This window comes from Arthrobacter halodurans (assembly GCF_041877255.1).
In the GTDB taxonomy this organism is placed as follows: domain Bacteria; phylum Actinomycetota; class Actinomycetes; order Actinomycetales; family Micrococcaceae; genus Arthrobacter_N; species Arthrobacter_N halodurans.
The window spans coordinates 365,292-390,838 of sequence record NZ_JBHDLJ010000001.1 but is presented as its reverse complement, the minus strand read 5'-3'; the positions used below and the strand labels follow the sequence as shown (position 1 = coordinate 390,838).

General features: G+C 72.6%; 25 protein-coding genes. 20 read left to right on the top strand and 5 right to left on the bottom strand.

Annotated elements, in window-relative coordinates; all coding sequences use genetic code 11:
* Nucleotides 1-22: 22 nt before the first annotated feature.
* The gene (locus ACETWP_RS01810) at nt 23-271 is read right to left on the bottom strand and encodes a WhiB family transcriptional regulator (protein ID WP_373970468.1); all 249 of its coding nucleotides are present in this window, start codon (nt 269-271) and stop codon (nt 23-25) included.
* A gap of 267 nt (nt 272-538) precedes the next feature.
* Here ACETWP_RS01810 and ACETWP_RS01805 point away from each other — a divergent pair, with 267 nt between their 5' ends.
* Nucleotides 539-958 (top strand): hypothetical protein, encoded by a 420-nt coding sequence (locus ACETWP_RS01805; RefSeq protein ID WP_373970467.1) that lies wholly within the window; start codon nt 539-541, stop codon nt 956-958.
* Here the strand turns inward: ACETWP_RS01805 and ACETWP_RS01800 are convergent.
* The 4 genes from ACETWP_RS01800 to ACETWP_RS01785 all read right to left on the bottom strand — a co-directional run bounded on the left by ACETWP_RS01800 (nt 955) and on the right by ACETWP_RS01785 (nt 8,710).
* Nucleotides 955-1,650 (bottom strand): potassium channel family protein, encoded by a 696-nt coding sequence (locus ACETWP_RS01800; protein ID WP_373970466.1) that lies wholly within the window; start codon nt 1,648-1,650, stop codon nt 955-957. The genes ACETWP_RS01805 and ACETWP_RS01800 overlap by 4 nt on opposite strands.
* Nucleotides 1,643-3,097 (bottom strand): TrkH family potassium uptake protein, encoded by a 1,455-nt coding sequence (locus tag ACETWP_RS01795; RefSeq protein WP_373970465.1) that lies wholly within the window; start codon nt 3,095-3,097, stop codon nt 1,643-1,645. The genes ACETWP_RS01800 and ACETWP_RS01795 overlap by 8 nt, the downstream gene beginning before the upstream one ends.
* A 129-nt stretch (nt 3,098-3,226) precedes the next feature.
* Nucleotides 3,227-4,570 (bottom strand): phosphoribosyltransferase family protein, encoded by a 1,344-nt coding sequence (locus ACETWP_RS01790; RefSeq protein WP_373970464.1) that lies wholly within the window; start codon nt 4,568-4,570, stop codon nt 3,227-3,229.
* A 288-nt stretch (nt 4,571-4,858) separates the two neighbouring features.
* Nucleotides 4,859-8,710: an FtsK/SpoIIIE domain-containing protein gene (locus ACETWP_RS01785; RefSeq protein WP_373970463.1), complete on the bottom strand. Its 3,852-nt coding sequence runs from the start codon at nt 8,708-8,710 to the stop codon at nt 4,859-4,861.
* Between the two features lie 210 nt (nt 8,711-8,920).
* Between ACETWP_RS01785 and ACETWP_RS01780 the strand changes: the two genes are divergently transcribed.
* The 19 genes from ACETWP_RS01780 (at nt 8,921) to ACETWP_RS01690 (ending at nt 25,343) form a co-directional block, all read left to right on the top strand.
* Nucleotides 8,921-10,147, top strand: coding sequence for a TadA family conjugal transfer-associated ATPase (locus tag ACETWP_RS01780; protein WP_373970462.1), 1,227 nt, complete (start codon nt 8,921-8,923; stop codon nt 10,145-10,147).
* The gene (locus tag ACETWP_RS01775) at nt 10,144-10,995 is read left to right on the top strand and encodes a type II secretion system F family protein (RefSeq protein ID WP_373970461.1); all 852 of its coding nucleotides are present in this window, start codon (nt 10,144-10,146) and stop codon (nt 10,993-10,995) included. The genes ACETWP_RS01780 and ACETWP_RS01775 overlap by 4 nt, the downstream gene beginning before the upstream one ends.
* Nucleotides 10,992-11,933 carry a type II secretion system F family protein gene (locus ACETWP_RS01770; RefSeq protein ID WP_373970460.1) on the top strand — a complete coding sequence of 314 codons (942 nt, stop codon included), beginning with the start codon at nt 10,992-10,994 and terminating at the stop codon, nt 11,931-11,933. The genes ACETWP_RS01775 and ACETWP_RS01770 overlap by 4 nt, the downstream gene beginning before the upstream one ends.
* Before the next feature lie 87 nt (nt 11,934-12,020).
* A complete protein-coding gene (locus ACETWP_RS01765; protein WP_373970584.1) occupies nt 12,021-12,257 on the top strand; it encodes a hypothetical protein in 237 nt (78 codons plus the stop codon).
* Between the two features lie 78 nt (nt 12,258-12,335).
* Entirely contained in the window at nt 12,336-12,683 is a 348-nt protein-coding gene (locus ACETWP_RS01760) for a TadE family protein (protein WP_373970459.1), read from the top strand.
* The gene (locus ACETWP_RS01755) at nt 12,676-13,125 is read left to right on the top strand and encodes a hypothetical protein (protein ID WP_373970458.1); all 450 of its coding nucleotides are present in this window, start codon (nt 12,676-12,678) and stop codon (nt 13,123-13,125) included. Before ACETWP_RS01760 ends, ACETWP_RS01755 begins: the two co-directional genes overlap by 8 nt.
* Nucleotides 13,122-13,568, top strand: coding sequence for a hypothetical protein (locus ACETWP_RS01750; RefSeq protein WP_373970457.1), 447 nt, complete (start codon nt 13,122-13,124; stop codon nt 13,566-13,568). The genes ACETWP_RS01755 and ACETWP_RS01750 overlap by 4 nt, the downstream gene beginning before the upstream one ends.
* A gap of 53 nt (nt 13,569-13,621) precedes the next feature.
* Nucleotides 13,622-14,743 (top strand): peptide chain release factor 2, encoded by a 1,122-nt coding sequence (prfB, locus tag ACETWP_RS01745; RefSeq protein WP_373970456.1) that lies wholly within the window; start codon nt 13,622-13,624, stop codon nt 14,741-14,743.
* Between the two features lie 353 nt (nt 14,744-15,096).
* Complete coding sequence (locus tag ACETWP_RS01740; protein ID WP_373970455.1) at nt 15,097-16,302, top strand: substrate-binding domain-containing protein; 1,206 nt, start codon at nt 15,097-15,099, stop codon at nt 16,300-16,302.
* Between the two features lie 53 nt (nt 16,303-16,355).
* Entirely contained in the window at nt 16,356-17,117 is a 762-nt protein-coding gene (locus tag ACETWP_RS01735; RefSeq protein WP_373970454.1) for an ABC transporter ATP-binding protein, read from the top strand.
* Nucleotides 17,114-17,905: an ABC transporter ATP-binding protein gene (locus tag ACETWP_RS01730; RefSeq protein WP_373970579.1), complete on the top strand. Its 792-nt coding sequence runs from the start codon at nt 17,114-17,116 to the stop codon at nt 17,903-17,905. Before ACETWP_RS01735 ends, ACETWP_RS01730 begins: the two co-directional genes overlap by 4 nt.
* Nucleotides 17,902-18,774: a branched-chain amino acid ABC transporter permease gene (locus ACETWP_RS01725; protein WP_373970453.1), complete on the top strand. Its 873-nt coding sequence runs from the start codon at nt 17,902-17,904 to the stop codon at nt 18,772-18,774. Before ACETWP_RS01730 ends, ACETWP_RS01725 begins: the two co-directional genes overlap by 4 nt.
* Nucleotides 18,771-19,979, top strand: coding sequence for a branched-chain amino acid ABC transporter permease (locus tag ACETWP_RS01720; RefSeq protein ID WP_373970452.1), 1,209 nt, complete (start codon nt 18,771-18,773; stop codon nt 19,977-19,979). Before ACETWP_RS01725 ends, ACETWP_RS01720 begins: the two co-directional genes overlap by 4 nt.
* Nucleotides 19,976-21,538 carry a class I adenylate-forming enzyme family protein gene (locus tag ACETWP_RS01715; RefSeq protein ID WP_373970451.1) on the top strand — a complete coding sequence of 521 codons (1,563 nt, stop codon included), beginning with the start codon at nt 19,976-19,978 and terminating at the stop codon, nt 21,536-21,538. The genes ACETWP_RS01720 and ACETWP_RS01715 overlap by 4 nt, the downstream gene beginning before the upstream one ends.
* Nucleotides 21,535-22,173, top strand: coding sequence for a TetR/AcrR family transcriptional regulator (locus ACETWP_RS01710; RefSeq protein WP_373970450.1), 639 nt, complete (start codon nt 21,535-21,537; stop codon nt 22,171-22,173). The genes ACETWP_RS01715 and ACETWP_RS01710 overlap by 4 nt, the downstream gene beginning before the upstream one ends.
* The gene (locus tag ACETWP_RS01705; RefSeq protein WP_373970449.1) at nt 22,170-22,943 is read left to right on the top strand and encodes a 3-hydroxybutyrate dehydrogenase; all 774 of its coding nucleotides are present in this window, start codon (nt 22,170-22,172) and stop codon (nt 22,941-22,943) included. The genes ACETWP_RS01710 and ACETWP_RS01705 overlap by 4 nt, the downstream gene beginning before the upstream one ends.
* A complete protein-coding gene (locus ACETWP_RS01700; RefSeq protein ID WP_373970448.1) occupies nt 22,940-23,878 on the top strand; it encodes an alpha/beta fold hydrolase in 939 nt (312 codons plus the stop codon). The genes ACETWP_RS01705 and ACETWP_RS01700 overlap by 4 nt, the downstream gene beginning before the upstream one ends.
* A gap of 1 nt (nt 23,879) precedes the next feature.
* The gene (locus ACETWP_RS01695) at nt 23,880-24,683 is read left to right on the top strand and encodes a CoA transferase subunit A (protein WP_373970447.1); all 804 of its coding nucleotides are present in this window, start codon (nt 23,880-23,882) and stop codon (nt 24,681-24,683) included.
* 3 nt (nt 24,684-24,686) lie between these two features.
* Nucleotides 24,687-25,343 (top strand): CoA transferase subunit B, encoded by a 657-nt coding sequence (locus ACETWP_RS01690; protein WP_373970446.1) that lies wholly within the window; start codon nt 24,687-24,689, stop codon nt 25,341-25,343.
* Nucleotides 25,344-25,547: the final 204 nt, after the last annotated feature.

The window sequence follows — 25,547 nt, the reverse complement described above, 5'->3', positions numbered from 1 at the left end:
GCGCGGCGCGCGGGCGGCGGGGCTAGGAGGCCCGGCGGGCCCGGGCGGCGCGTCGCTTGAGGGCGCGGCGCTCGTCCTCGCTCATTCCGCCCCAGACGCCCGCGTCCTGACCGGATTCGATGGCCCACTGCAGGCAGGTCTCGATCACCGGGCAGCGACGGCAGACGCTCTTCGCCTCTTCGATCTGGAGCAGGGCCGGTCCGGTGTTCCCCACGGGGAAAAACAGTTCGGGGTCCTTGTCCAGGCAGGCTGCGCGACTACGCCAATCCATGCTCGCTGATGCTCCTTGTACGTTGGTGTCAGGGGTCCCGGCACCGAGAAACGTGGGCCGGGATGCGGCAGGTGCGGAAACGGGGCATTGCGATGCGTCCGCGCAACTGCCTATTCAGGTTGTCACGTTGCGGGGGGCTAAACAAGGGCTTCCCCTAAGTTTCCACACCGGTAACTTGAGGCATTCGTCACAAGCCGCTATCGTTCCACCGATTTGTGTAATTCGGGCCATTGGGAGGGAGCGCCCGCGCTCCGGTAGATTTCCCGTGTGATCTCCGAGCCGAATGCCGACCAGACCGCCCCCCTCCCGCGACCGGCCTCCATCGTCGCGATCGCGGGGCTCCTGGCGCTGGAAGCGGTCGGGGTCCTTGCCGCGGCCCTCTGGTACCTCTCCCAGTTGGGGGCTCCCGGGCCGGTGCCCCTCGGGGGCAGGATCTTCATGCTGGCGCTGCTCGTCGGAGCCGCCGTCTGGCAGGCCGCCGTCGCGCTGAACGTCTTCCGCGGCCGCCCGTGGACCCGGGCCGCGGCGTTGGTCTGGCAGGTCTTCCAGGTGATCTTCGCCGTGCCCCTGATCGGCGGCGCGACCACCCTCGCCGGCGTCGGGTTGCTGGTCCCGGCGGGCGCGATCATCGTGCTGCTTTTCGACCCGCGGGTCACGGCGTTCTACGGGGACCGGGCGGAGCGCTAAAGGAGCCGGCTGAAGGCCTCCGCCTTGGCCTTGTCGCCTTGGATGAGGACCTCGTCCTCGGCGTAGAGCACCGTCTGGGCCGTCGCGTGCTCCCAGCGCCCGCCCGGGCGCTTGAGCGCGACGACCGTGACCCCGTGCCGGTCCCGCAAACCGAGCACGCCCAGTGGCCGGTCCTGCGCGACCGCGGGGGGACGGGTGCGGATCATGACGAAGTCGTCCTCGAACTCGACGTAGTCGAGCATGGCACCGCGGACGAGGTGGGCGGCGCGCCGACCCATGTCGTGTTCCGGCCGGATCACGTGGTGCACGCCGAGCTGGCCGAGGATCTCCGCGTGCGGCTCGCTGATGGCCTTGGCCCAGATGATGGGCCGCGCGAACTTGAGCAGCCGCGACGTGGTCAGGATGCTGGCCTCGATGTCCGTGCCGATGCCCACCACCACGACGTCGAACTCGTGGACCGCGAGCTGGCGCAGGACCTCCTCCTTCGTCGAGTCCGCGCGGACCACATGCGTCAGGCGGCCGTTGAACGACTGCACGGTGTCCTCGTCGCTGTCGATGCCCAGCACCTCGGTCTTCTGCGACTCCAGCTCCAGGGCCAGCGAGCCCCCGAAGCGGCCCAGCCCGATGACGGCGACCGTGTCCGGGGCCGACACGCGGTTCGCCGGGCGGGGGAAAATGTGTGCCTTAGCCAATGAGGGGCCTTTCCTTGGGGAGTTCGTAGAGCGGGGCGCGTTGGCGCAGGGCCAGCGCGGAGGCGAGCGTGACGGGGCCGAGGCGTCCGACGAACATCAGGAGGATCAGGATCACCTGTCCCGCCGGGGGCAGGCCCGCCGTGATGCCGGTGGACATGCCCACCGTCGCGAAGGCCGAGACCACCTCGAACAGGATCCGATCCTGCCCGAAGTCGGAGAGCAGCATGAGGGCCATCGTGGAGGCCGTGACGAGGGCGACCGAGAGCAGCACGACCGTGATGGCCTGGCGGTGGACCGCCCGGGAGAGGCGCTTGCCGAAGATGTTGACGGCGACGCCGCCGCGGATTTCGGTGAGGAGGATGAAGTAGAGCACCGCGAAGGTCGTGATCTTGAGTCCCCCGGCCGTGCCGGCCGGGCCGCCGCCGATGAACATCAGGATGTCCATGCCCATCCACGAGACCGGGTTCATCTGGCCGACGTCGACGCTGTTGAAGCCGGCGGTGCGCGTCACCACGGACTGGAAGAAGCCGGCAAGGACCCGCTCCGCGGGCGGCAGGGCGCCCAGCGTCGCGGGGTTGGCCCACTCGAGGGCCGTGATGAAGACCGTCCCGCCGACCAGCAGCACCGCGCTGCCGAACACGACGAGCTTGGTGTTCATGCTCCAGTGGATGGGCCGCCGGTAGCGCCTCCGCAGTTCGAACAGCACGGGGAAGCCCAGACCGCCGATGATGACGGCCAGCGCGATCGGCAGGCAGACCCACGGATCGCCGACGAAACCCATGAGGCTGTCGGTGTAGAGCGCGAAGCCGGCGTTGTTGAACGAGGACACCGCATGGAAGACCCCGTGCCACAGCGCGCGGCCGGGCGGGTAGCCGTAGCCCGCCATGAACCGGGCAGCCAACGCGAGGGCCAGGAGCGCCTCGACCGCGACGCTGATTTTCAGGACGCCCACCAGAACGCTGCGGACGTCCCCGAATCCGGAACTCTTGGTCTCCGCGGCCGCGAGGATCCGCGAACGCAGGCCGAGCCGGCCTGCCAGCAGCACCCCGACCAGCGCCCCGAACGCCATCACGCCGAATCCGCCCAGCTGGATCAGGACAAGGATCACCACGTGCCCGAACGGCGTCCAGTACGTCGGGGTGTCCACCGTGATCAGCCCCGTGACGCACACGGACGACGTCGCGGTGAACAGCGCGTCCAGAAGGGACGCGCCGCCCGGTCCTTCCTTGGCCGCGGGCAGCATCAGCACGCCGGTGCCGACAACGACGGCCACGAAGAAGCCGGTGACGATGGCCTGCGCGGGGGAGGATGGGCGGAAGCGCCGGACGACGGCGTCCAGCCTCCCGGAGGGGTTGGCGGGGCCGGGTGGGCGTGCCGGGAAAAGTCGCGCGGCAACCGGGTCCACCGCCGCACGGACCCGCCTGGCCAATCGGGCCCTGAACAACATACGCGCCAGAGTACACCCGGAATGAGGGCCACGAATCACGCCGCCGGAGGAGCCGCCGGCCGGGCCGCTGGCGCCCAGGCGGCGATTCCGCGCGCAGGCGCCCCGGACGTCGCCGGGGCGCCGTGGAGGCTATCCCGCCACGGCTCCCGTCTCGCCGCCCAGCAGGTGCCGGACGAACCAGTCCCGGGCCAGCATGGCCGCCTCCGCGAGCGTCCCGGGTTCCTCGAAGAGGTGCGTCGCGCCGCGGACGATCGCCAGGCCGTTCTCGCAGCGCAGCCGCGCTTGCGCCTCGCGGTTGAGTTCGAGCACCACGTGGTCGGCGCCGCCGACGATCAGGAGGGTGGGGGACCGCACGCCGGCCAGCCGCGGTCCGGCCAGGTCGGGCCGGCCCCCGCGGGACACGACGGCGGAGACGGGGGCCTCGGCGTCGGGTCCGGCGTCTTCGGCGCCGTCGGCTGCGGCCCAGAGGGCGGCCGCGGCACCGGTGCTGGCGCCGAAGTACCCGATGCGGCTGGAGGCGGTGTCCGGGCGGCCGCGGAGCCAGTCCGTCGCGGCCTCGAGCCGCGTGGCCAGCAGCCCGATGTCGAACACATTGGTCCGGTGCAGCTCCTCCTCGGGCGTGAGCAGGTCCATCAGCAGCGTGCCGAGGCCGGCGTCGTTGAGGACGGAGGCCACGTAGCGGTTGCGCGTGCTGTGCCGGCTGCTGCCGCTGCCGTGGGCGAACACGACGACGGCGGCCGCGGGGTCCGGCAGGTGCAGGTGCCCGCGCAGGGCGGTGTCTCCGAGCGGGACCTCGACGTCGCCGTCGAAGTCCCCGTGGCGCGGGGTCCGCGTGCGCGCGTGCCTGCGCGCGGCGGCGTCGAGCAGCGCCACGACCTCGTCGTCGCTGGTGGGGGAGAAGTCGCGGTAGTGGTATCCGACGGCCGCGAAGTTCGCCGGCGTCCGGAGGCAGATGACCTCGTCGGCCTCCGGGAACCCGCCGATGGCGTCGGCGGGGGCGACGGGGACCGCGAGGACGACGCGCGCGGCGCCGAGATGCCGGGCCACCTGGCAGGCCGCGCGCGCCGTTGAGCCCGTGGCGATGCCGTCGTCGACGATCAGCGCGGTCGTGCCGCCCAGGTCCAGCGCGGGCCTGCCCCGGCGGAGCCGCTCCACGCGCGCGTCGAGCACTGCGCGTTCCCGGAGTTCGACCATGCGGAGCTCCTCGTCCGAGACGCGGGCGTGGTCCAGGACGCGGCGGTTGAGGACGCGGACGCCGTCCTCGCCGATGGCGCCCATGGCGAGCTCGGGCTGGTAGGGCACGCCCAGCTTGCGGACCACGATTACGTCCAGCGGGGCGTCCAGCGCGAGCGCGACCTCCGCGGCGACCGGCACGCCGCCGCGGGGCAGCCCGAGCACCACCAGGTCCCCGCCGCGCCGTTCCGCCAGGCGGGCGGCCAATTGGCGGCCCGCGTCGATCCGATCCTCAAACACCGGTCAACACCTTCGATCAGTTTGCGGACGCCCCGCGGGGATCCGACGCGCGGCGCGTGCGGGGCCGCTCCCGCTACGGTCGTCCCCGGCGGGCGTGGTCGGCGCGCTGCGCGGGCACGTCGGGCGGACGGCCGTGGATGATGCCTTCAGGATAGGACCGCGCGCCGACGCGGGCCAGAGCCCCCGGGCGATCGGCAGGTGCGGGGGCGCCGGACGGCCGGGGTGCCGGACGGTCGGATCGCCGGGCCGCCGTGAGTCGCCGTGCCCGTGCCGGGAGCCGCGGGCCCATCAACCCGCGGGGTCTGGGTAAAGCGCGCATTGGACGAAGCGCTGGGTTCCGTCGACGCAGACGAGGCCGCGGCCCGGGATGTCCTCGGAGAGCGGCTGGACGCGCCAACCCCAGAAGTCGCCGTCCGAAGCCGAACGCGGATTCAGGAGCAGGCCTGCCTCGGGATCCCGGGCGTGGGCGGCCAGCGGAAGGCCCGAAAACAGGCGCGGTGACGGCGACGCGGCCATCACGACGCGTGCCCCCCGCTCGAACCAGCCGTGCAACGCGCGGCGCTCGCTGTCCGTCAATTCCGTCGCGTCGTCCACCACGACCAGCTCGGGGACCGCGCCGCGGGCGTCCCAGACCGTCCACGCTTCGGCAACGTGGACCCCGGTTTCCCGCAGGCCGATCGTGGCGGCGCCCTTCCCGGCATGGTGCAGGACGCCGCGGAGCGCGCCGGTCTTTCCGCCGCCCGGCCGCCCGATCACCAGCCCCACTCCGTCCGGAGCCCAGGTCCACGCGGCATTGTCCGGCGCCGCCACGCCGCTCAGCAAGCCAGCGGACCGCCCCGTGGGGCGCGAAAGCCGTGGTTCCGCGACCAACCGGTCGAGTCGGATCTCCCGCGGAAGCGGTCGGCTGGCCAGCATCGGGCGGGACGCGGCGGGGTAGGGTGCGGGCGTGGCCCGCTCCCGGTGCTCCAACAGCTGCACCGCCACCCCGGGCGGCGCCGCCCCGGGCGACACCCAGACCGCGCGGCCGGGCACCAGGCGCACCCGGCGCAGACGTGGCCAGCCGAGAACCGTTTCGGGTCCCAGCCCGTAGGGGCAGTAGACGCGGTGTTCCGCGAGGGAGAAGAACCGCGAGGACGTGAGATCGCGGTCCCCGGCGACGACGACGGACAGCGACGACGACGCCGCCCTGCGCGCCAGGGCGGTGAGCCGGTCGTCGAGCTGGGCAAAGGCCGCGGCGCCGAGCACGGACGCCCACTCGGCTAGTCCGGTGACTAGTAGAAGGCGCGCGGCCGCCGGGCCGGCGGCCCCGGCTTCGGAGGGCCGGCGCTCCAAGACGCCCAAAAGGTCGGCCACGCGCTCGGGTTCGTCGGGACCGACGTGGCCCGCCACCCGCGGTACCGCGGCGAACGCGGACAAAGCACGGGTGCCGTCCAGGACGTATACGTGGCACTCCGGCTCGCGCCGGGCCGCTTCCTCGGCCAGCTGGCGCAGGGCGGAGTGGACCCCGCTGGACGGTCCGCCGACGAGAGCCAGTCGGCGATCCGAGTCCGGGTCCCAATCCAGCGGACGCTGGGTCTGGTCCTCCAGCATATCCAGCACGCCCAGAGGCAGCGCGCCGGGGCGCAGGGATCCCGCAAGACCGCCCGGGACGGCCCCCAGCCGCTCCGGCAACGAGGGGGAGAACATCGGGGCCGGAGGACCGCCGTCGGCCCGCCCCACCATGCGCGACCGAAGCCCGGCCGCCGGGTCGGCCACGGATGGGTCTGGCGCGCCCCGCCAGGCTCGCCCCCGTTCGCCCAGGCCCGGACCCACCTCGACCACGCTCCATCCGGCGGCCTCGGGGGCCGCGTGGAAGGACTGGAACGGCATGGGGGCCTCCCCGCCCCTGCGGAAGAAGCCACGTCCCGGGAGCGCCGTGGGAATAGCTGCCGCGGCACCCGAACCGATCAAGTCGTTGGAGTCGAAGGCGGCCAGCACACGCAGGCAGAGCACGGAGTTGATGTTGGCCCGCATCTCGGACGACACGGCACCCTGCGGCCGCTGGGTCGCCAAGACCAGATGGACTCCCAGGGATCGGCCGACCGCGGCGATGCGCATCAGCTCGCCGAGGGCGCCGGGCAACTCGTCGGTGAGCACCCTGAACTCGTCGACGACCACCACGAGCCGGGGCAGGGAATCGCGCGAGCGTTCCCGGAAGCCCGCGTAGTCGCTCGCGCCGGCCGCCTCCAGGAGACGCTCCCTGCGCACGAGTTCGCCGCGGAGACTGTCGAGCGTCCGCTCGGCCGTCTCGACGTGCAGATCCGTCACCAGGGCCTGGCAGTGGGGCAGTGTGGCCAGTGACGACAGCGTGGCCCCACCCTTGAAGTCCACGAGCATGAGGGCCACCTCCCGCGGCGGGTACGCCGCGGCGAGACCAAGCACCAGGACCCGGACCAGCTCGGATTTCCCGGACCCGGTGGTCCCCGCGACGAGCAGGTGCGGCCCGTCGGCGACGAGGTCCAGATCGAGGACGCCGTGCTCTCCGAGCCCCACGGGAGCGTGGAGCGATGTCGCCGCCGAACGGTTCCACAGGTGCTCCGGCACGTCGAGCGGCGCCGACGCGGGCAAGACGCGGCGCACGGTGCCCCGCGCACCGGGCGGTCCGTCGTGCGGTCCGTCGTGCGCGCGGCGTCCGGAGGCCGCGCCGTCGCCGGCCAGGACTTCCGCCAGGGCCGCGAGGTTCGCGAACCCCATGCGGTCGGGGCTGACCCGCCGCGGGCCCAGGTGGTCGATGACGGTGCCGCGGCCGGAGTCCAGCCGCCAACTGGGCTCCGTCGTCGTGCCGTCACCGAGAGCGACGACCGCCGGACCGGGCGCGCCGTCGAGTGCGGCCGCGCAGGCCGATGCCCAAGGCTCGGTCGGCGACGGCAGGACGACCGTCGCAGGGCCGGAGTGCGCGCGCCGAAGCCGAAGAAGCTCCGCGGGCGACTCGAGACACCGTACGCCCGAGACGCGGCGGAGCTCGGCGGGCAGGGCGGTCGCCCGGCCGGCCAGCCACAGCTCCCATCCGCCTCCGGCCGCATTGCAGGCGAGGCGACCGACAACGGCGCGCAGCACGCCCGCGGCCGGCTCGGCGGGGCCGTCGATCACCCCGAAGGTTCCGGCGGTCATGTCCACCAGCACCGGCGCGTCCTCGATCGGCGGGATCGGTGGCAGGGTGGAGCCGCCGGTGGCCTCCACGGCCGCCCGTGCCTCGCCCCGGCCCACGCGGAGGGGATAGGCCGGACCGTGGTCGGGACCCCCGCGAGCCGGGGACGTGCTGCGCGTCGACAGCGCCAATTCCCCCAGCGTCGGACAGGCGGCGTCCAGACGCGCCCGGTCTTCGGCAATGGCGCCGCGCAGCCGCCGACGAAAGCGTCGCCGTCCGCGTAGTTCGGCGAGCGCGGGAAGCCCGCCGGTGAACAGGCCGAGCGCGCTGAACGCGAGGAAATACCAGAGTCCGGTGGCGACGGCCAGGCCGGTCCCGACGGCCACGGGGACGGTCGCGCCCACGAGCATGAGCCAAGGCCTGCTGGCGGTCGGTGCCCCGTCGACCGGCAGCGGCTGGAGGGGCCATGGCGGCGTCCGGCGAGCCGCCGCGGCGTCCGGCGTCGACACGAGGAAGCGGGTGCCTCCCAGGACGAAGTCGTCGCCCACTGCGAGTCGCCTGCCGGATGTGGCGGCGCGCGCCGTGCGCGCGGCGAGGGTGATCGACGTGCCGTCGACCACGATCTCCGCATGATGGCGGGACATGGACGCGTCCATCACCCGCACGTCGCATGCGCCCCGGCCCAGCGTGGAGCAACCCCGGTGAAGCGGGACGGCAAGGCCCGCGTCCGGACCCTCGGCGGTGACGAGCCACACCGGTGGCGGTTCGGGATGCGCGCCGCGCGGCCGGGGAAAGGGCGTCAGGAAGAGGTGGCCCGCTTCAGGCACCGACGGGAGCTCGTCGAGCCGCGCCTGTCCCAGATACAAGGCGCCGGCGTGCCCCATCGTGCGCAGCGCCGACGCCAGTCCTGTCCCCGTGAGGTCCGCGGCGCCGTCGACGTCGAATTGCCTCGTCCCGGGCGGCCTCGCGGCCCCGCTCTCCAGGGGCTGCGCGACAGTGACGTAAAGCGTCATGGTCCTCCCTCGGCATGCTCTCGTGGCTCGAGGCTAGCGTCCGGAGATTCGTTCCGGGGCGTGTCCAGGACGGTTGTGGACAGCGGGGCCACCGTCCACATTCTTCGAGGCTTCTGTTGTATATGCCGCGGCTGCTGGGTAGCCTCGCCGAATCGAGTCGCTTGGGGAACTCGGGGGCGCGGGCCGGGGACCCGCGGGGGGAGTGGAGCTGTGGACGGCATACGGACCATCGAGGAAGAAGTACGGGAGCTGATCCGCCGCCGCGGGCTGGATCCGGCGAGTCAGGCGTCCGACGTCCGCCTGCTCGTCGACGCGGCCGTCCGGGACTACGACGAGCGGTCCCTGCTCGGGCCGCTGCCCCGGCTGGGCCAGCTCGACGAGGCGGTCCGCCTGGTGTTCGACGCCGTGGCGGGGTTCGGCCCGCTGCAGCCCCTGCTGGACGACCCAGAGGTGGAGGAGATCTGGATCAACGGGCCCAACGAGGTGTACGCGGCCCGGGGTGGAAGCTCCCAGCTGACCTCCATCCACCTCGGCGACGGGCAGATCGCCGCGCTCGTCGAACGCATGCTGAAGTCCTCGGGGCGACGCCTCGACCTGTCCTCGCCGTTCGTCGACGCCGCGCTGCCGGATGGTTCCCGGTTGCATGTGGTGATACCCGACATCACGCGGCGGCATTGGGCGGTCAACATCCGGAAGTTCATCGCCCGCGCGTCCCGCCTGGACCATCTCGTGGATCTCGACTCGCTCAGCCGGGACGCGGCCGACTACCTGGGCCACTGCGTCTCCGCCGGGCTGAACATCCTGGTCTCCGGCGCCACGCAGGCGGGCAAGACGACGATGCTCAACTGCCTGACGTCCGGCATCGGGGGCCGCGAGCGCGTCATCACGGTGGAGGAGATCTTCGAGTTGCAGGTTCCGCTCCGCGACGTCGTCGCGCTCCAATGCCGACAGCCGAACCTCGAAGGCGGCGGCGAGATCGACATGCGGAGGCTGGTCAAGGAGGCGCTGCGCATGCGGCCCGACCGGATCATCGTCGGCGAGGTCCGGGAGGCGGAGGCGCTGGACATGTTGATCGCCATGAACGCCGGTCTACCGGCGATGGCGAGCGTCCATGCGAACTCGGCGCGCGATGCCGTGACCAAGATCTGCACCCTCCCGCTGCTGGCCGGGGAAAACATCTCCTCGCACTTCGTGCTGCCCACGGTGGCCTCGTGCATCGACCTGGTGGTGCACTGCGAGCGCACCCCCTCCGGCAAGCGGCAGGTGTCCGAAATCCTCAAACTCGGGCGACGGGTCGAGAACGGGATCATCGAGTCGTCGAACGTCTTCACCCGCCGGCTGGGCGAGCTGGTCCTCGCGCCGGCGGCGGACCTGTCCCACGACAAGCTGGCGCGTGCCGGCATCGACGTCGCTCCGCTCATGGCGGGGACGCCATGAGCCTGATCCTCGGCCTGCTGCTGGGCATCGGAACCTTCCTCGTCTGGTGGTCCTTCTGGGCCGAGCCGCCGCGGGCACGTCCCCGCGGACCCCGGAGGCTCGAACTGCTGCTGTTGCGCGCGGGCCTGGAGAAAGTCAGCACCGCCGGCTTCGTCTCGGCCTCCGCCTCCAGCGGCGTGGCGGTGTTCCTCCTCATTCTGATCGTGACGCGCGGTCCGGTCATCGCGCTGCTCTTTGGGGCGTTCGGGCTCGCGGTGCCGCTGGCGGTCATCAGATGGAGGGCGAACAAGCGGGCCGCCGCGGTGCGCGAGCAGTGGCCCGACGTCGTGGACCACCTGCGGTCCGCCATCCGTGCCGGGCTGTCGCTGCCGGAGGCCCTGATCCAGCTGGGCGCCCAGGGACCGGAACAACTGCGTCCCGCCTTCGGGGAATTCGCGCGGGACTACCGGGCCACGGCGCGTTTCGACGAGTCCGTCGATCGGTTGCGGGTTCGCCTTGCCGATCCCGTGGCGGACAAGATCATCGCGGCCCTGCGGATCACGCGGGAGGTGGGCGGTTCAGACCTCGGGGAAATGCTGGCGACCCTCGGCGGCTTCCTCCGGGAAAGCGCCCGCACGCGGGGCGAGCTCGAGGCGCGCCAGTCGTGGACGGTCAACGCGGCCCGGCTGGCCATCGCGGCACCCTGGGTCATCCTGCTTCTCATGTCCCTGCAGCCGCAGGCCATCCGGGCGTACTCGACCCTCGGTGGTGCACTGGTGCTCCTCGGCGGCCTCGTCGTGTCCGTCGCCTGCTACCGCGTCATGCTCCGCATCGGAACCCTTCCCGAGACCGAGAGGGTGATCATGTGAGCGGCGGCATGGCCTGGGGAGCCGTCCTCGGTCTGGGGATGGGGTGCGGGCTCTGGCTGGCGTTCGTCCGGCTCCCGGTCATGCGGCGGCTGCGCTTCGCCGACAGGGTCGCCCCGCAGTTGCGCTCTGGGCGCCCGCTACCGGCCCTCGGCGCATCGCAGCTGGCCGCCGAATCCCCCTTGGGACCGCTCGGGCGGATCTTCGGACCGGTGCTGGCCGACGTCGTCCAGCGCATCAACCGGTTCAATCCCTCGAGCGGAGCGCTCGAAAAGCGGCTGGGGAAGGCGGGCTTGGACCTGTCGGTCTCCGACTTCAGGGCGGAGCAGCTGCTGTGGGCCAGCGGCGGCCTGCTGGTCGCGGGGGCCTTTGTCACCGGTTCCGCGGTCAACGGGAACTTCAACGCATTCCTGTCCATGGTCCTGCTTGCCGGGCTTCCCCTCTGCGGATTCGCACTCAGGGAGTGGTATCTCGGAGAACAGGTCCAACGCCGATCGCGGCGCATCCTCGGGCAGTTCCCCGGCATCGCGGAACTCATGGCGCTGGCCGTCGGTGCGGGCGAAAGCACCATCGGCGCCATGGAACGGATCGGACGGACCACGCGCGGCGACGTCTCGGACGAGTTCCGCTCCGCGCTCGCGGAGGTGAGATCGGGGCGCGCCCTCGGCGAGGCGCTGCGGCACATGGCGGACCGGGTGGACCTAGGCGTCATGACGCGCTTTGTCGACGCCCTCAACGTCGCGTCCGAACGCGGCACACCCGTGGCCCAGGTGATGCGCTCGCAGGCGCAGGACGTGAGGGACGCGGCCAAGCGGGATCTCATGGAGACAGCGGGCCGGAAGGAAATCGGCATGATGCTTCCGGTCGTGTTCGGCATACTCCCGCTGACCATCGTCTTCGCCGTGTACCCCGGCATCGCCCTCATCGACCTGAGCTACTGACCCCAAGCCGACTCCGGACCGAGACACCTGACCCAAACCCAAGACCCGACACGTGGCCGCGCGGCGGCCGGAAAAGAGGTAAGTGCGATGAACAACAGAATCAGCGGGCTGGCCATGCTGATGGCGACCTCGGCGCTCGTGGGGCTCGACCGGCTCGCGATGGCCGCGCGTTCCCTGCGCAAGAGCGAGCGCGGCGACGTCCCCGGCTGGGTGATGATCACCCTCATGACGGCCGTGCTCGTGGCCGCGCTCCTCGCCGTCGCCGGACCCAGACTGGGCGACCTGTTCAACCAGGCGATCGACCGGGTCTCCGGACTCGGCTGAGTGGCGCCCGTGCGTGCGGCGTCGTTCGGGGCCGCGTCGGCCCCAGCGGTGTCCGACCGTCCCTCGCGCGGCTCGGCCGTGGCCGAATTCGTCATGGTCACGGCGCTCCTGACTGCCGTCTTCGTGTCGGTCCTCCAACTGGCGCTGGTCCTTCACGTCCGGAACACGCTGATCGACGCGGCCGCCGCCGGCGCGCGCCACGGCACGCTCGCGGATCGCAGCCCGGCGGAGGGAGCCGAGCGGACGCGCGAGATCATCGCATCCTCGCTCGGTCCCGCGCTCGCCGACGGAGTGAGCTTCGAATCCACCGCCGTCGGGGGGAGCCCGGGGGTCCGCGTGACCGTGCGCACCGGGTTTCCCCTGGTGGGGCTCCTGCCCGTCGCGGGGGAACTCACCGTCCACGGAGAGGCGGTCCGGTATGGGTGAGAAGTCCCGGCCCGCCCCGGCGACGGCCGGCGGCCGTGCTCGCGAGCGGGGTTCCGCCGTGGTCGAGTTCGTCTTCCTCGGCGTGGTGCTGCTGATCCCCGTGGTCTACCTGATCATCACCGCCTCACAGCTGCAGGCGGCCTCCTACGCTGCCGTGGGGGCGGCCGACCACGCGGCGAAGGTCTTCGTGGCCGCCCGGAGCGAGGGCGCGGGCTCCGCGAGCGCCCGGGACGCCGTGGAACGGGCCGTCGGCAACATGGGGCTGGGGGCCGGAAGCGCGACCATGGAGTACCGCTGCTCCGGTCCCTGCCTCGACCCCGGCACGACCGTCACCGTCCGGGTCAGCGTCGCCATCGGGCTGCCGCTCATGCCCCCGGGGATGGGAGAGGGCATCGGAACGGCCTCGTCCGAGTCGACCAGCCGCGTGGACCGGTTCGGATGACGGACCCGTCCGACGGCCGCGAAGGGGGCCAGACGCTGATCCTCGTGATCGGCTACGTCGCCATCGCACTGCTGGCGGTGAGCGCGACGCTGGCCGCCACCGCCGTCAACACCGAGGCAAGACGGTTGTTGAGCGTGGCCGACGGGGCCGTTGTCGCGGCGGCGGACAGCTTCTCCGTCGCCGGCGGCGCGGAGGACACCGCCCTCGACCTGGTGCTGACCGACGCCGCCGTCCGCTCCGCCGCGGCGGCGTACGTGGGGGACACCGGCGCGCCGGCGCGCTTCGACGGCTTCGCCGTGCTCCTGGCCACGGCGGACGGCGACGGCACCACGGCGAGGGTGCGCCTCGGGGCGACGGTCCGCCCGCCCATCGTCGGCTGGTTCGTGCCGGACGGCATTCCCATCTCCGTGGAGAGCAGCGCCCGCACGGCGCTCACGCGTTGACCGCGGTCCGCGGAGGGTGGCCCGCCGGTGCCATGACGTAGGCTAGAACCACCATGGCTGCCACTGACTTCGCCGCGGAAATCCGCGCCCTCCGGACCACCTACGACTCGATCGAAGCCGTCACCGACGTCGAACGCATCCGGGCCGACATCGCCGAACTCTCCGAGCAGGCCGGCGCGCCCGACCTGTGGGACGACCCCGCCGTGGGCCAGCGGATCACCTCGAAGCTCTCCCACCGGCAGACCGAGCTGGAGCGCCTGCGCAAGCTCGCCGAGCGCATCGACGACCTCGAGGTCATGGTCCAGCTCGCCGAGGAGGAGCACGACGCCGACACGCTTGCCGAGGCGGAGAAGGAACTGCCCTCCCTGCACAAGGCGCTCGCCGAGCTCGAGGTGGTCACGCTGCTCTCCGGCGAGTACGACGAGCGTTCCGCCGTGGTCACCATCCGCGCGGGCGCCGGGGGAGTGGACGCCGCGGACTTCGCGGAGATGCTGATGCGCATGTACCTGCGGTGGGCCGAGCGCAAGGGCTACGCGACCACCATCATGGACACGTCCTACGCCGAGGAGGCCGGGCTGAAGTCCGCGACCTTCGAGGTCAACGCCCCCTACGCGTTCGGCACGCTGTCCGTCGAGGCCGGCACCCACCGCCTGGTGCGCATCAGCCCCTTCGACAACCAGGGCCGCCGGCAGACGTCCTTCGCCGCCGTCGAGGTCATCCCGCTCATCGAGCAGACCGACTCCGTCGAGATCCCGGACAACGAGATCCGCGTGGACGTGTTCCGCTCCTCGGGCCCCGGCGGGCAGTCCGTGAACACCACGGACTCCGCCGTCCGCCTGACGCACATCCCCACCGGGATCGTCGTCTCCATGCAGAACGAGAAGTCCCAGCTGCAGAACCGCGCGGCCGCGCTGCGGGTCCTGCAGTCGCGCCTTCTGCTGCAGCAGAAGGAGCAGCAGGACGCCGAGAAGAAGGCGCTCGCCGGCGACGTCAAGGCCTCCTGGGGCGACCAGATGCGCTCCTACGTGCTCAACCCGTACCAGATGGTCAAGGACTTGCGCACCGAGCACGAGGTCGGCAACACGAGCGCCGTGCTGGACGGCGAGATCGACGACTTCATCGACGCCGGCATCCGCTGGCGCGCCAACGCCCGCCAGGCGGCTGCCGCGGACTAGCCGAAGCGCCGAACGCACCCCGCACTCCGGCGGCCCGCCCCCCGACACCGTTCGGCGGGCGGGCTTCCGCGTCCGCCGCGCGGAGAGCCCGGCCCGGGGGCAGTGCGTTGCCCGACGGCGTTGCCAGCCGGCGTCGTCCGACGCGTCCGCCGCCTGCGCGGGAGACATCCCCCCGCGGCCCCGTTCCCGGGGCCGTGGGCCACTCGTGACCGGTCGCCGGGAAAGCCGGAGTTGACACCGGTGTGATGCCCGTCATAGCTTATCCGTAATCTGAATCACCTTTCAGGTTAGGTATTCGAGGACGGCTCCCAGCCGACGCGGGGGAGCGGCGCTCGCGACGAAAGGCACCCCACGTGAAGGCTCCCCAGAAGATCCTGGCCGCCGCGGTTCTGACCGCGGGCCTGACCCTGACCGCCTGCGCGCCCACCGGCGACGCCGGCGCCGCGGGGGGAGGCGGCGGCGAGGCCGCAGCCGGCCCCGTCAACGTCGGCATCGTCTATTCCAAGACCGGCCCGCTCGCCGCCTACGGCGACGCCTACTACGAGGGGCTGCAGGCCGGACTCGACCACGCCACCGGGGGCACCGGCAAGGTCGGCGACACGGAACTGAACATCACCTACCACGACGACGGCGGCGACCCGGACAAGGCCGTCACGGTCGCCAAGGAGCTCATCGGCAAGGAGTACAAGATCCTCGCGGGCACCGCGTCCTCCGGGATCGCGCTGAAACTCGTGGAGCAGGCGGAGCAGAACAAGGTCCTCTACATCTCGGGTCCCGCGGCGACGGACGCCGTCACCGGCGCCAACAAGTACACCTTCCGCTCCGGCCGCCAGTCCGTGCAGGACGTCGCCACGGCGGGCACGTTCGTCGACGACCTCGAGGGCAAGAAGGTCCTGGTCTTCGCCCAGGACAATGCGTTCGGCCAGGGCAACCTCGCCGCGGTGGAGGGCGTCCTCGGGGCGCAGGGCGCCGAGGTCTCCTCCGTTCTGGTGCCCGAGGACGTCACCGAGTTCACCCCGTTCGCCCGCCAGCTGGTCGACGCCGAGCCGGACCTGGTCTTCGCCGCCTGGGCCGGGGCCACGTCCGGGGCCATGTGGCAGGCGCTGACGCAGCAGGGCGCCTTCGATGCGGCGCCGATCGTCACCGGCCTGGGCGACGTCGCGACCTACGGCGCGTTCGGCGACGCCGGCACGGAGATCTCCTTCCTCAACCACTACTTCCCCGGCGCCGCGGGCAACGACGTCGAGAAGGCCATGATCGAGACGGTGGAGGCCGCCGGCAAGCAGGCCGACCTCTTCACCCCGGACGGTTTCATGGCCGGACAGATGATCGTCCAGGCCGTCAAGGAGGGCCAGGGCGATGTCGAGAAGATGGTCGCCGCGCTCGAGGGCTACAGCTTCGAGGGTCCCAAGGGCACGGCCACGGTCCGCGCGTCCGACCACGCGCTGATCCAGGACATGTACCAGGTCAAGCTCAACAAGGACGGTTCGGAGTGGGTCCCCGAGCTCGTCGCCACGATCCCCGGCGAGGACGTCGCCCCGCCGGAAGCCGCCGAGTAGCACCGGCGCACCGCACCGCCACACCCCGCACCCACGCCCACCGAAGGAAGCCCATGAGCACCACCGCCCCAGCCCTGGAGCTGGACGGCGTCGGCCTGAAGATCGGCGGCGCCCGGATCCTCGAGGACGTGAGCTTCGGCGTCGCCCGCGGCGAGATGGTCGGCGTGATCGGCCCCAACGGCGCCGGCAAGACGACGCTCTTCAACACCGTCTCCGGCCTGCTGCGGCCCACCGAGGGCACCGTCTCGATGGACGGGCGCCCGCTCGGCCCGCTGCCCATCCACCGGCGCGCCGCCGCCGGCCTCGGCCGAACCTTCCAGACGTCCAGCCTGTTCCCGGGTCTCAGCGTCGTGGAGAACGTGCGCCTTGCCGCGCAGGCGAGGCGCGGGGGCAGCCTGTCGCTGCTGCGCTTCCCGCGCCGCGGCGACGCGGCGACCGCCGTCGCGATGGACCGCCTGGACGAGGTCGGCCTGACGCCCCTGGCGGGCGCGTCGGCCGGCGGGCTGTCCCACGGCGACAAACGCAAGGTGGAGATCGCCATGCTGCTGGCCACCGACCCCAGCGTCATCCTGCTCGACGAGCCCATGGCGGGCGTCGGGTCAGCCGACGTCCCGGTGCTCTCCGCCATCATCGACCGCATGCACCGCGAGACCGGGAGGACCATCCTCATGGTGGAGCACCACATGGACGTGGTGCTGGGCCTGGTGGACCGTGTCGCCGTGATGCACCACGGCCGCCTGCTGGCCATCGACACGCCCGAGGCCGTCATGGCCGACCCGACCGTCCAGTCGGCCTACCTGGGAGAGGCGGTCTGACCGTGGGCAACATCCTGACCCTGTCCGGGCTCACCGGATCGATCGGCGGACAGCAGGTGGTCGAGGACGTGTCCTTCTCCGTCCCCGACACCGGCGTGACCGCGCTGCTGGGACGCAACGGCGTCGGCAAGACCAGCACCATCAAGGCGGTCCTCGGCCTGATTACCCGCACCGCCGGGACGGTCGAGCTGGCCGGCGAGCGGGTCGAGCGCGAGCCCACGCACAGGATCGTGCGCCGCGGCGTCGGCTACGTCCCCGAGGACCGGGAGGTCTTCTCCAAGCTCACCGTGGCCGAGAACCTGCGGCTCGCCGAGCGGGACGGCAGCCCGCGGCGGGAGCTCGTCGACACGCTCTTCCCCGACCTCGTCAAGCGTGCCGGCCAGGCCGCCGGGACGCTTTCCGGCGGGCAGCAGCAGATGGTCTCGCTCGCCCGCGCGCTGCTGAACCGCAACCGGGTGCTGCTGGTCGACGAGCCCACCAAGGGGCTCGCGCCGCGGATCGTGCAGGAGGTCGCCGAGGCACTCGCCGAGGCCGCCAAGACCGTGCCGATCCTGCTGGTCGAGCAGAACCTCGCCGTGGTGCGCCAGCTCGCCGCCGGCGTCGTGGTGCTGTCTGGCGGGCGCGTGGTCCACACGGGCGAGTCCGCGAGCGAGCTGCTCGACGACGCCGACATGGTCCGGCGCCTGCTCGGCGTCGGCTCCGACCACCACGGGGGCGCCGCGGCGGCTTCGCCCACCGCGGCGCCCACTCCGTCCGCGGCCGTGACCGAGCGGGGGGACCGCGCGTGAGCACCATCGTCCTGCTCCTCGTCACCGGGCTCGGCCTCGGCGCGCTCTACTTCCTCGTCGCCTCCGGGCTGTCCCTGATCTACGGCCTGATGGGCGTGCTGAACTTCGCCCACGGCTCGTTCCTCACGCTCGGCGCCTTCGCCGGCTGGGAGGCCGCCCGCCGCATGGGCGCCGACAACTGGGGCACCTTCGCGGCGTCCCTGCTGATCGGCGCCGCCGTCGGCGGGGCGTTCGCGGCGTTCACGGAGCTCGCGCTCATCCGGCCGCTCTACGAGCGGCACATCGAGCAGGTGCTCGTCACCGTGGGGCTGTCGCTGGCCTCCGTCGCCCTGTTCGAGGGCATCTGGGGCACCGACCCGGACTTCATCACCGGCCCGGCCTGGTTCCGGCAGACCACGAACGTCCTCGGCGCCACCGTGCCGAACGACCGCTTCGTGACCATCGTCGTCGCCGTGCTGGTCCTGCTCGGCATGGTCCTGTTCCTCAAGAAGACGCGCTACGGCATGGTCATCCGCGCCGGCGTGGAGAACCGCGCCATGGTCACCGCCCTGGGCATCGACGTGCGCAAGGCGTTCACCCTGGTCTTCACCATCGGCGGCGCCGCCGCCGGCATGGGCGGGGTGCTTGCGAGCCACTACTTCGGGTACGTGTCGCCGCTGCTCGGCGGCTCGCTGCTGATCTTCGCGTTCATCGTGACCGTCATCGGCGGGCTCGGCTCGTTGACCGGCGCGGCCGTCGCCTCGGTGGTGGTCGGGATCCTCCAGCAGTTCGCGAACTTCTACTGGGGGGTCGGGGACTTCGTGGTCATCGTCCTGCTGGCCGTCGTCCTCCTCACCCGCCCCAACGGACTGATGGGAAAAAAGGCATGAGCGCGGACACCACGGACCAGCACGCGGGCCCCGGCGGCGGAGGGACGCCCGGCACGACGGCGGGGCGCGGCCCCGCGGGCGGCCCGGCCGGGGGCGGCCCGGCCGGGGGCCGCCCCGTGGACGGCCGGGCCCCCGCGCGGCGGGCCGCGGCGCGCTGGGCGGCCGGGGGAGCCGGCGTCGTGCTGCTGGCACTGCTCCCGCTGCTCAACCTCAGCGTCCCCGGCATCCTGCCGACGCCCACCTACCAGCCCGGCGCTCTGCAGCTGCTGGCGCTGTGCATGCTCATGGCCGCCGCGGCGCTGAGCTACCACCTGCTGATCGGCGTGGCCGGCCTGCTTTCGTTCGGACACGCCCTCTACTTCGGTGCCGGCACCTACGGGCTCGCGATCCTCCTGGACCGGATGGAGCTGCCCCTGCTGCCCGCCATGGCGCTGACGCTCGCGGCCGTCGTGGTGCTGGCGAACGTCACCGGCGCCGTCGCCCTGCGCGTGACCGGCATCCCCTTCGCCATGGTCACCCTGGCGTTCGCCCAGGCCGGCTCGGTGCTGGTGCGGCGCAACCCGGCCGGCGCGACGGGTGGCGACGAGGGCATCAGCCTCAACACGGAACACGTGCCGGAGTTCCTCGTCGGCGTGGGCAACACCCGCAACCTCTACTGGATCGCGCTCGCCGCGCTGGTCGCCGTGTTCCTCGTGGTCAGCTGGATCCAGCGCAGCCGCGCCGGCCACGTCGCGGCGGCCGTGCGGGAGAACGAACTGCGCGTGCGCGTGCTGGGGCTGCGGCCGTACCTGGCCAAGCTGCTGATCTTCGTGGTCGGCGCGACGCTGGCCTCCGTCGTCGGGATGGTCTACCTGCTGCTGCAGTCCGGTGCCGTCCCGCGCGCCGTCTCCGCGGACCTCACCATCACCCTGCTGGTGATGGTGGTCCTCGGCGGCGTCGGCTCGCGCTGGGGCGCCGTGATCGGCGGGGTCATCTACACGCTGCTGGACCAGCGGCTGACCGCGCTGGCGAACTCGGAGGCGATCGCCGGACTGCCGCCCATCCTGCACGTCCCGCTGTCCGAGCCGCTGTTCATCCTCGGTACACTGTTCATCCTCGTGGTGCTCTTCATGCCCGGGGGCCTGACCGGCGCGGCCAGCAGGCTCACGCGCCGCGGCTCCGCGCGGAGCAGGCGCTCCCGCGACATCCTCGAGGAGGCCTCGTGAACACCACGCCCGACGGGCTGCACACGCTCGGCCGCTGGACCGCGGACCGCGCCGTCGCGACCCCGGACCGGGTCGCCATCGACGACCGCGGGGTCACGCTGCGCTACCGCGAGCTCGAGGAGCGGGCGGCGGACCTGTCCGCGGGCTTCCTCCGCGCCGGCTACGGCCACGGCGACCGGATCGCCACGCTCACCGGCAACAGCGCCGACCAGGTGGTCCTCTTCTTCGCGTGCGCCAAGGCCGGACTGGTGCTCGTGCCGTTGTCCTGGCGGCTGACCCCGACGGAGCTCGCCGCCCAGCTGGCGACCGCGGACCCGGCGCTGCTGCTCGTGGAGCAGGAATTCGACGCGCTGGCCGGCGCGGCGCGGGCCGCGATGGTCGCCGAGCCGACGACGGCGGCGCTCGGCCCGGGCGGCGTCGAGGCGCGGGTGCCCGCCCCGGCCAGCCATGGCGGGGAGCTACCGGTGCGCCGTCCGGTGTCCGACGACGACGCCCTGCTCATGCTGTTCACCTCCGGGACCGAGGGGCCCGCGAAGGCCGCGGTGCTGACGCACGCCAACTGCTTCTGGAACAACCTGGCGCTCTCGCGCACGCTCGAGGTGGGCAGCCGCGACGTGGTCCTCGCCGTGCTGCCCCAGTACCACGTCGGCGGCTGGAACATCCAGCCGCTGCTCGCCTGGTGGGCCGGCGCCACGGTGGTCCTCGAGCGCACGTTCGACGCCGGCCGCGTGCTGCAGCTGTTGGCCGAACGCGGCGTGACCACCATGATGGGCGTCCCCACGCACTACCAGATGCTGGCGGAACACCCGCGGTTCGCCGACACCGACCTGTCCACGCTGCGGCTCGCCGTCGTCGGCGGCGCGCCCATGCCCCCGGCCCTGCTGCGCTCCTGGCACCGGCGGGGCGTGCAGCTCGTCCAGGGCTACGGTCTCACCGAGGCCAGCCCCAACGTGCTCTGCCTGCCCGCCGAGGACGCGATGCGGATGGTCGGCTACGCCGGGCGGCCCTACCCGCACGTGGAGGTCGCCGTGGCGGATCCGGCGACGGGACGCATCCTGGAGGGGCCCTGCCGCGGGGAGCTCCGGGTCGCCGGCCCCGGCGTGTTCGCCGGGTACTTCCGCGACCCCGAGGCCACCGCGCGCGCCCTCGCCGGGGGCTGGCTGCACACCGGCGACCTCGTCGAACGCGACGCCGACGGCTACCACCGCGTCGTCGGACGGCTCGGGGACATCTTCATCTCCGGTGGCGAGAACGTGGCACCGGCCGAGGTCGAGCAGGTGCTCGCCGGGCATCCCGGTGTCGCCGAGGCCGCCGTCGTCGGGGTGCCCGACGAGCGCTGGGGCGAGGTGGGGGAGGCCTACGTGGTGCGCCGCCGCGGCGTCGCCGTGGACGGGCAGGAGCTCGCCGAGCACTGCGCGGTCCGCCTCGCGCCGTTCAAGCGCCCGGCGCGGTTCCGCTTCGTGGACGAGCTGCCGCACTCCGGGCTGGACAAGGTCTCCCGGATGCGGCTGCGTGCCGGCCTCGCCGCCGACCGCGCCGCCGCGGAGGCGGGACGGTGAGCGCCGCGCCGCGCACCGCGCGGGGAACCCGGACCCGCGCGAAGATCCTCGAGGCCGCCGAGCGCGTCTTCGAGTCGGTCGGCTACCACGAGGCGTCGATCGTGAAGATCACGGACCAGGCCGGCGTCGGCCTGGGCACGTTCTACCTCTACTTCGCCGGCAAGCAGGAGGTGTTCGACGAGGTCGTGGAGGACCTGAACCGCCGCGTGCGCCACGCCATGACGGAGGCCGCCCGGGCCGAGGACAACCGCATCGCCGCCGAGCGCGCCGGCTTCCGCGCCTTCTTCCGCTTCACCGCCGAGCACCCCGCGCTCTACCGGATCATCCGGCAGGCCGAGTTCGTTTCGCCGGGCGCGCTGCGCCTGCACTACGGGCGCATCGTCGAAGGCTACGTGGAGGGGCTGCGGGCGGCGCAGCTCACGGGCGAGGTCCGGCCGATGAACGCCGAGGTCGCCGCGTGGGCGCTCATGGGCATCGGCGAGCTCGTCGGCATGCGCTGGGTGCTGTGGCAGGAGGGCGACGACGGGACGGGGCGCCGGCCCGAGGTGCCCGAGGAGATTTTCGAAGAGATGATGCAGTTCATCGAACGCGCAATGGCGCCCGACGCGGGCGCAGGGAAAGGCGGCAACCAATGATCGAGCCAACCACGAAGGACGTCGCGGGGGACCTGGCGGGACGCACGGCCGTCGTCACCGGTGGGGCCAGCGGCATCGGCGAGGCGTGCGCCCGCGAATTCGCCCGGCGCGGGGCCGCAGTGACCGTCGCGGACCTCAACGGCGAGGCCGCCGAGCGGATCGCCGCGGAGATCGGCGGCACCGCGTGGCAGGTCGACCTCAGCGACACCCGCGCCCTGGAGACGCTCTCGCTGGACGCTGACATCCTCGTGAACAACGCCGGCATCCAGCGCATCGCACCTGTCCAGGACTACGATCCCGAGGCGTGGCGCCTGATCCACCGCCTGATGCTCGAGTCCCCGTTCCTGCTCATCCGGGCCGTGCTGCCCGGCATGTACGCGCGCGGCTTCGGGCGCATCATCAACCTCTCCAGCGTCCACGGACTGCGCGCCTCGCCGTTCAAGAGCGCCTACGTCTCCGCCAAGCACGGCCTCGAGGGGCTCTCGAAGGTCACGGCGCTGGAGGGCGGGGAGCACGGCGTGACCAGCAACTGCGTGAACCCCGCGTACGTGCGCACCCCGTTGGTGGAGCGCCAGATCGCGGACCAGGCGACGCTGCACGGCATCCCGGAGTCGGAGGTTGTCGCGAGGATCATGCTCACAGAGAGCGCCGTCAAGCGACTCGTGGAGCCGGAGGAGGTCGCTTCCCTGACGGCCTGGCTCGCCTCGCCCGACGCCGGCATGGTCACCGGCGCCTCCTACACGATGGACGGCGGGTGGACGGCGCGGTGAGCGGACAGCCCGGCTACGGCACCGCCGACGTCCCGGTCCCCGGGGGCGTCCTGCGCGTCGGCGTCTGGGGTCCGGGCGACCCCGGCGCGCCGACCGTCCTCGCGGTCCACGGCATCACGGCCTCGCACCGCGCCTGGGGCCTCGTGGCCGCAGCGCTGCCGGGCGTGCGGGTGATCGCGCCCGACCTTCGTGGCCGCGGCCGCAGCAACCGGCTGCCGGGACCGCACGGCATGCCGGCCCACGCGGACGACCTCGCGGCGGTGCTGGAGCACTTCGGCGCCGGACCGGTGCCCGTCGTCGGCCACTCCATGGGCGCGTTCGCCGCCCTCGTGCTCGCCCACCGGCGCCCCGACCTCGTGGAGTCGCTGCTTCTGGTCGACGGCGGCCTGCCCCTCGTGGTCCCGGACGGACTCGACAACGAGGGCATCGTGCAGGCCGTGCTGGGACCCGCCGCCGAGCGCCTCGCGATGGAGTTCGCCGACCTCGACGCGTACCGCGGCTACTGGGCCGCCCACCCGGCCTTCGCCGGACACTGGAACGACCTCGTCGAGGACTACGTCGCCTACGACCTGCGGGGGGAGCCGCCGCACCTGCGCGCCTCGACGAGCTACGGGGCCCTGGCCGAGGACACGGCGGAGCTCCACGGAGGACCCTCACTCGCGGCGGCGCTGGAGGGACTGGCCCGCCCGGCCCTCCTGCTACGCTCGCCGCGTGGGCTGCTGAACCAGGAGCCGGGATTGTTCACGGCCGACTACGCGCGGCAGTGGGCGGACCGGCTGCCCGGCCTGCGTGTCCGCGACGTCGCGGACACGAACCACTACACGATCATCATGGACCACCCGGGGGCGGCCGCTGTGGCCGCGGAGGTGCGGACCCTGCTGGGCGGCGGCCGCGACGCGGCCGCCGCCGGATCTACGACCACAGGAGGTCACTGAGTTGGCAATCGACAAGAGCTACGCGAGCGCGGCCGAGGCCGTCGCGGACATCCCGGACGGGGCGTCCCTGGCGGTGGGCGGTTTCGGCCTGTCCGGGAACCCGATGCAGCTGATCACGGCGGTGCTGGAGCAGGGCGCCACGGACCTGTCCGTGGTCTCGAACAACTGCGGGGTCGACGGCTGGGGCCTGGGCGTGCTGCTCGCGGCGGGCAGGATCAGGAAGATGACGTCCTCCTACGTGGGGGAGAACAAGGAGTTTGCCCGCCGGTACCTCACGGGGGAGCTGGAGCTCGAGTTGACCCCGCAGGGCACGCTCGCGGAGAAGCTCCGCGCCGGCGGGTCCGGGATCGCGGCGTTCTACACGCGCTCGGGGGTCGGCACGCAGGTCGCCGAGGGCGGGCTGCCGCAGCGCTACGACGCCGAGGGCAATGTGGTCCAGGCCTCCGAAGCCAAGGACGTGCGCTCCTTCGCACCCGGCGGGGTCGAGGGCGAGTACGTGCTGGAGGAGTCGATCGTCACCGACTACGCGCTGGTCCACGCGCTGCGCGGGGACCGGCACGGGAACCTGGTGTTCAACAAGGCCGCCCGGCAGTTCTCCCCGCCCGCGGCGATGGCCGGCAGGGTCTGCATCGCGCAGGTCGAGGAGCTCGTGGAGGCCGGGGAGATCGACCCGGACCAGGTCCATTTGCCGGGGGTGTTCGTGCACCGGATCGTCGAGGTCGGGCCGGACATCGAGAAGCGCATCGAAAAGCGCACCGTGTCCGCGGCCGCGGACACGGCGGACACGAGCGGAACGGGGGCCTAGGCCATGGCGTTGACACGGGAGCAGATGGCCGAGCGCGCCGCGCGGGAGCTCGGCGACGGGGACTACGTGAACCTGGGGATCGGTTTGCCGACCCTGGTGCCGAACTACGTGCCGGCGGGCCGGACGGTGGTCTTGCAGTCCGAGAACGGGATCCTGGGCGTGGGCCCGTACCCGCGCGAGGAGGACGTGGACCCGGACCTGATCAACGCGGGCAAGGAGACCGTGACGGTGAACCCCGGCGCCAGCTTCTTCGACTCCGCGACGAGCTTCGCGATGATCCGCGGCGGCAAGATCGACGCGGCGATCCTGGGTGCGATGCAGGTCTCGGAGTCCGGGGACCTGGCGAACTGGATGATCCCCGGGAAGATGGTCAAGGGCCCGGGCGGGGCGATGGACCTGGTCCACGGCGCGGGCCGGGTGATCGTGCTGATGGAGCACACGGCGAAGGACGGGTCCGCGAAGATCGTCTCGTCGTGTTCGCTGCCGCTCACGGGGCGGGCGGTGGTGCACCGGATCATCACGGACCTCGCGGTGATCGACGTGACCGCCGCGGGGCTGGTGCTGGTGGAGACCGCTCCGGGGGTGGGCGTGGACGAGGTCCGCGACGCGACGGAGCCGGAGCTGATCCTGGGGCCGGGCCTGGTGGGGGACCGCGACTAGCCCCGGCGAGTCGCCCCGGTCCGCGACCCGCGAGGTGGTCCGTTCCGGCGGCCCAGCCCCACGCCGTCCCGCGTCCGCGGGGCCGCGTGGGGCCGTCCGGCGTCGCGCGCGCGGACCAGCCGCGCTTCGCGGGGCCTGGAATCGCGTCCCGTGCGTTGCGCGGATCCCCCGATCCGCGGGTCGCGTGCGTTGCGCGTCCCGTGA

What these genes read in the sequence shown, in the direction of transcription:
- ACETWP_RS01785 (WP_373970463.1), bottom strand. Translation starts at nt 8,710, where the DNA reads ATGACGCTTTACGTCACTGTCGCGCAGCCCCTGGAGAGCGGGGCCGCG.
- ACETWP_RS01705 (WP_373970449.1), top strand. Translation starts at nt 22,170, where the DNA reads ATGATCGAGCCAACCACGAAGGACGTCGCGGGGGACCTGGCGGGACGC.
- ACETWP_RS01735 (WP_373970454.1), top strand. Translation starts at nt 16,356, where the DNA reads ATGAGCACCACCGCCCCAGCCCTGGAGCTGGACGGCGTCGGCCTGAAG.
- ACETWP_RS01755 (WP_373970458.1), top strand. Translation starts at nt 12,676, where the DNA reads ATGGGTGAGAAGTCCCGGCCCGCCCCGGCGACGGCCGGCGGCCGTGCT.
- ACETWP_RS01810 (WP_373970468.1), bottom strand. Translation starts at nt 271, where the DNA reads ATGGATTGGCGTAGTCGCGCAGCCTGCCTGGACAAGGACCCCGAACTG.
- ACETWP_RS01750 (WP_373970457.1), top strand. Translation starts at nt 13,122, where the DNA reads ATGACGGACCCGTCCGACGGCCGCGAAGGGGGCCAGACGCTGATCCTC.
- ACETWP_RS01690 (WP_373970446.1), top strand. Translation starts at nt 24,687, where the DNA reads ATGGCGTTGACACGGGAGCAGATGGCCGAGCGCGCCGCGCGGGAGCTC.
- ACETWP_RS01775 (WP_373970461.1), top strand. Translation starts at nt 10,144, where the DNA reads ATGAGCCTGATCCTCGGCCTGCTGCTGGGCATCGGAACCTTCCTCGTC.
- ACETWP_RS01720 (WP_373970452.1), top strand. Translation starts at nt 18,771, where the DNA reads ATGAGCGCGGACACCACGGACCAGCACGCGGGCCCCGGCGGCGGAGGG.
- prfB (WP_373970456.1), top strand. Translation starts at nt 13,622, where the DNA reads ATGGCTGCCACTGACTTCGCCGCGGAAATCCGCGCCCTCCGGACCACC.
- ACETWP_RS01765 (WP_373970584.1), top strand. Translation starts at nt 12,021, where the DNA reads ATGAACAACAGAATCAGCGGGCTGGCCATGCTGATGGCGACCTCGGCG.
- ACETWP_RS01795 (WP_373970465.1), bottom strand. Translation starts at nt 3,097, where the DNA reads ATGTTGTTCAGGGCCCGATTGGCCAGGCGGGTCCGTGCGGCGGTGGAC.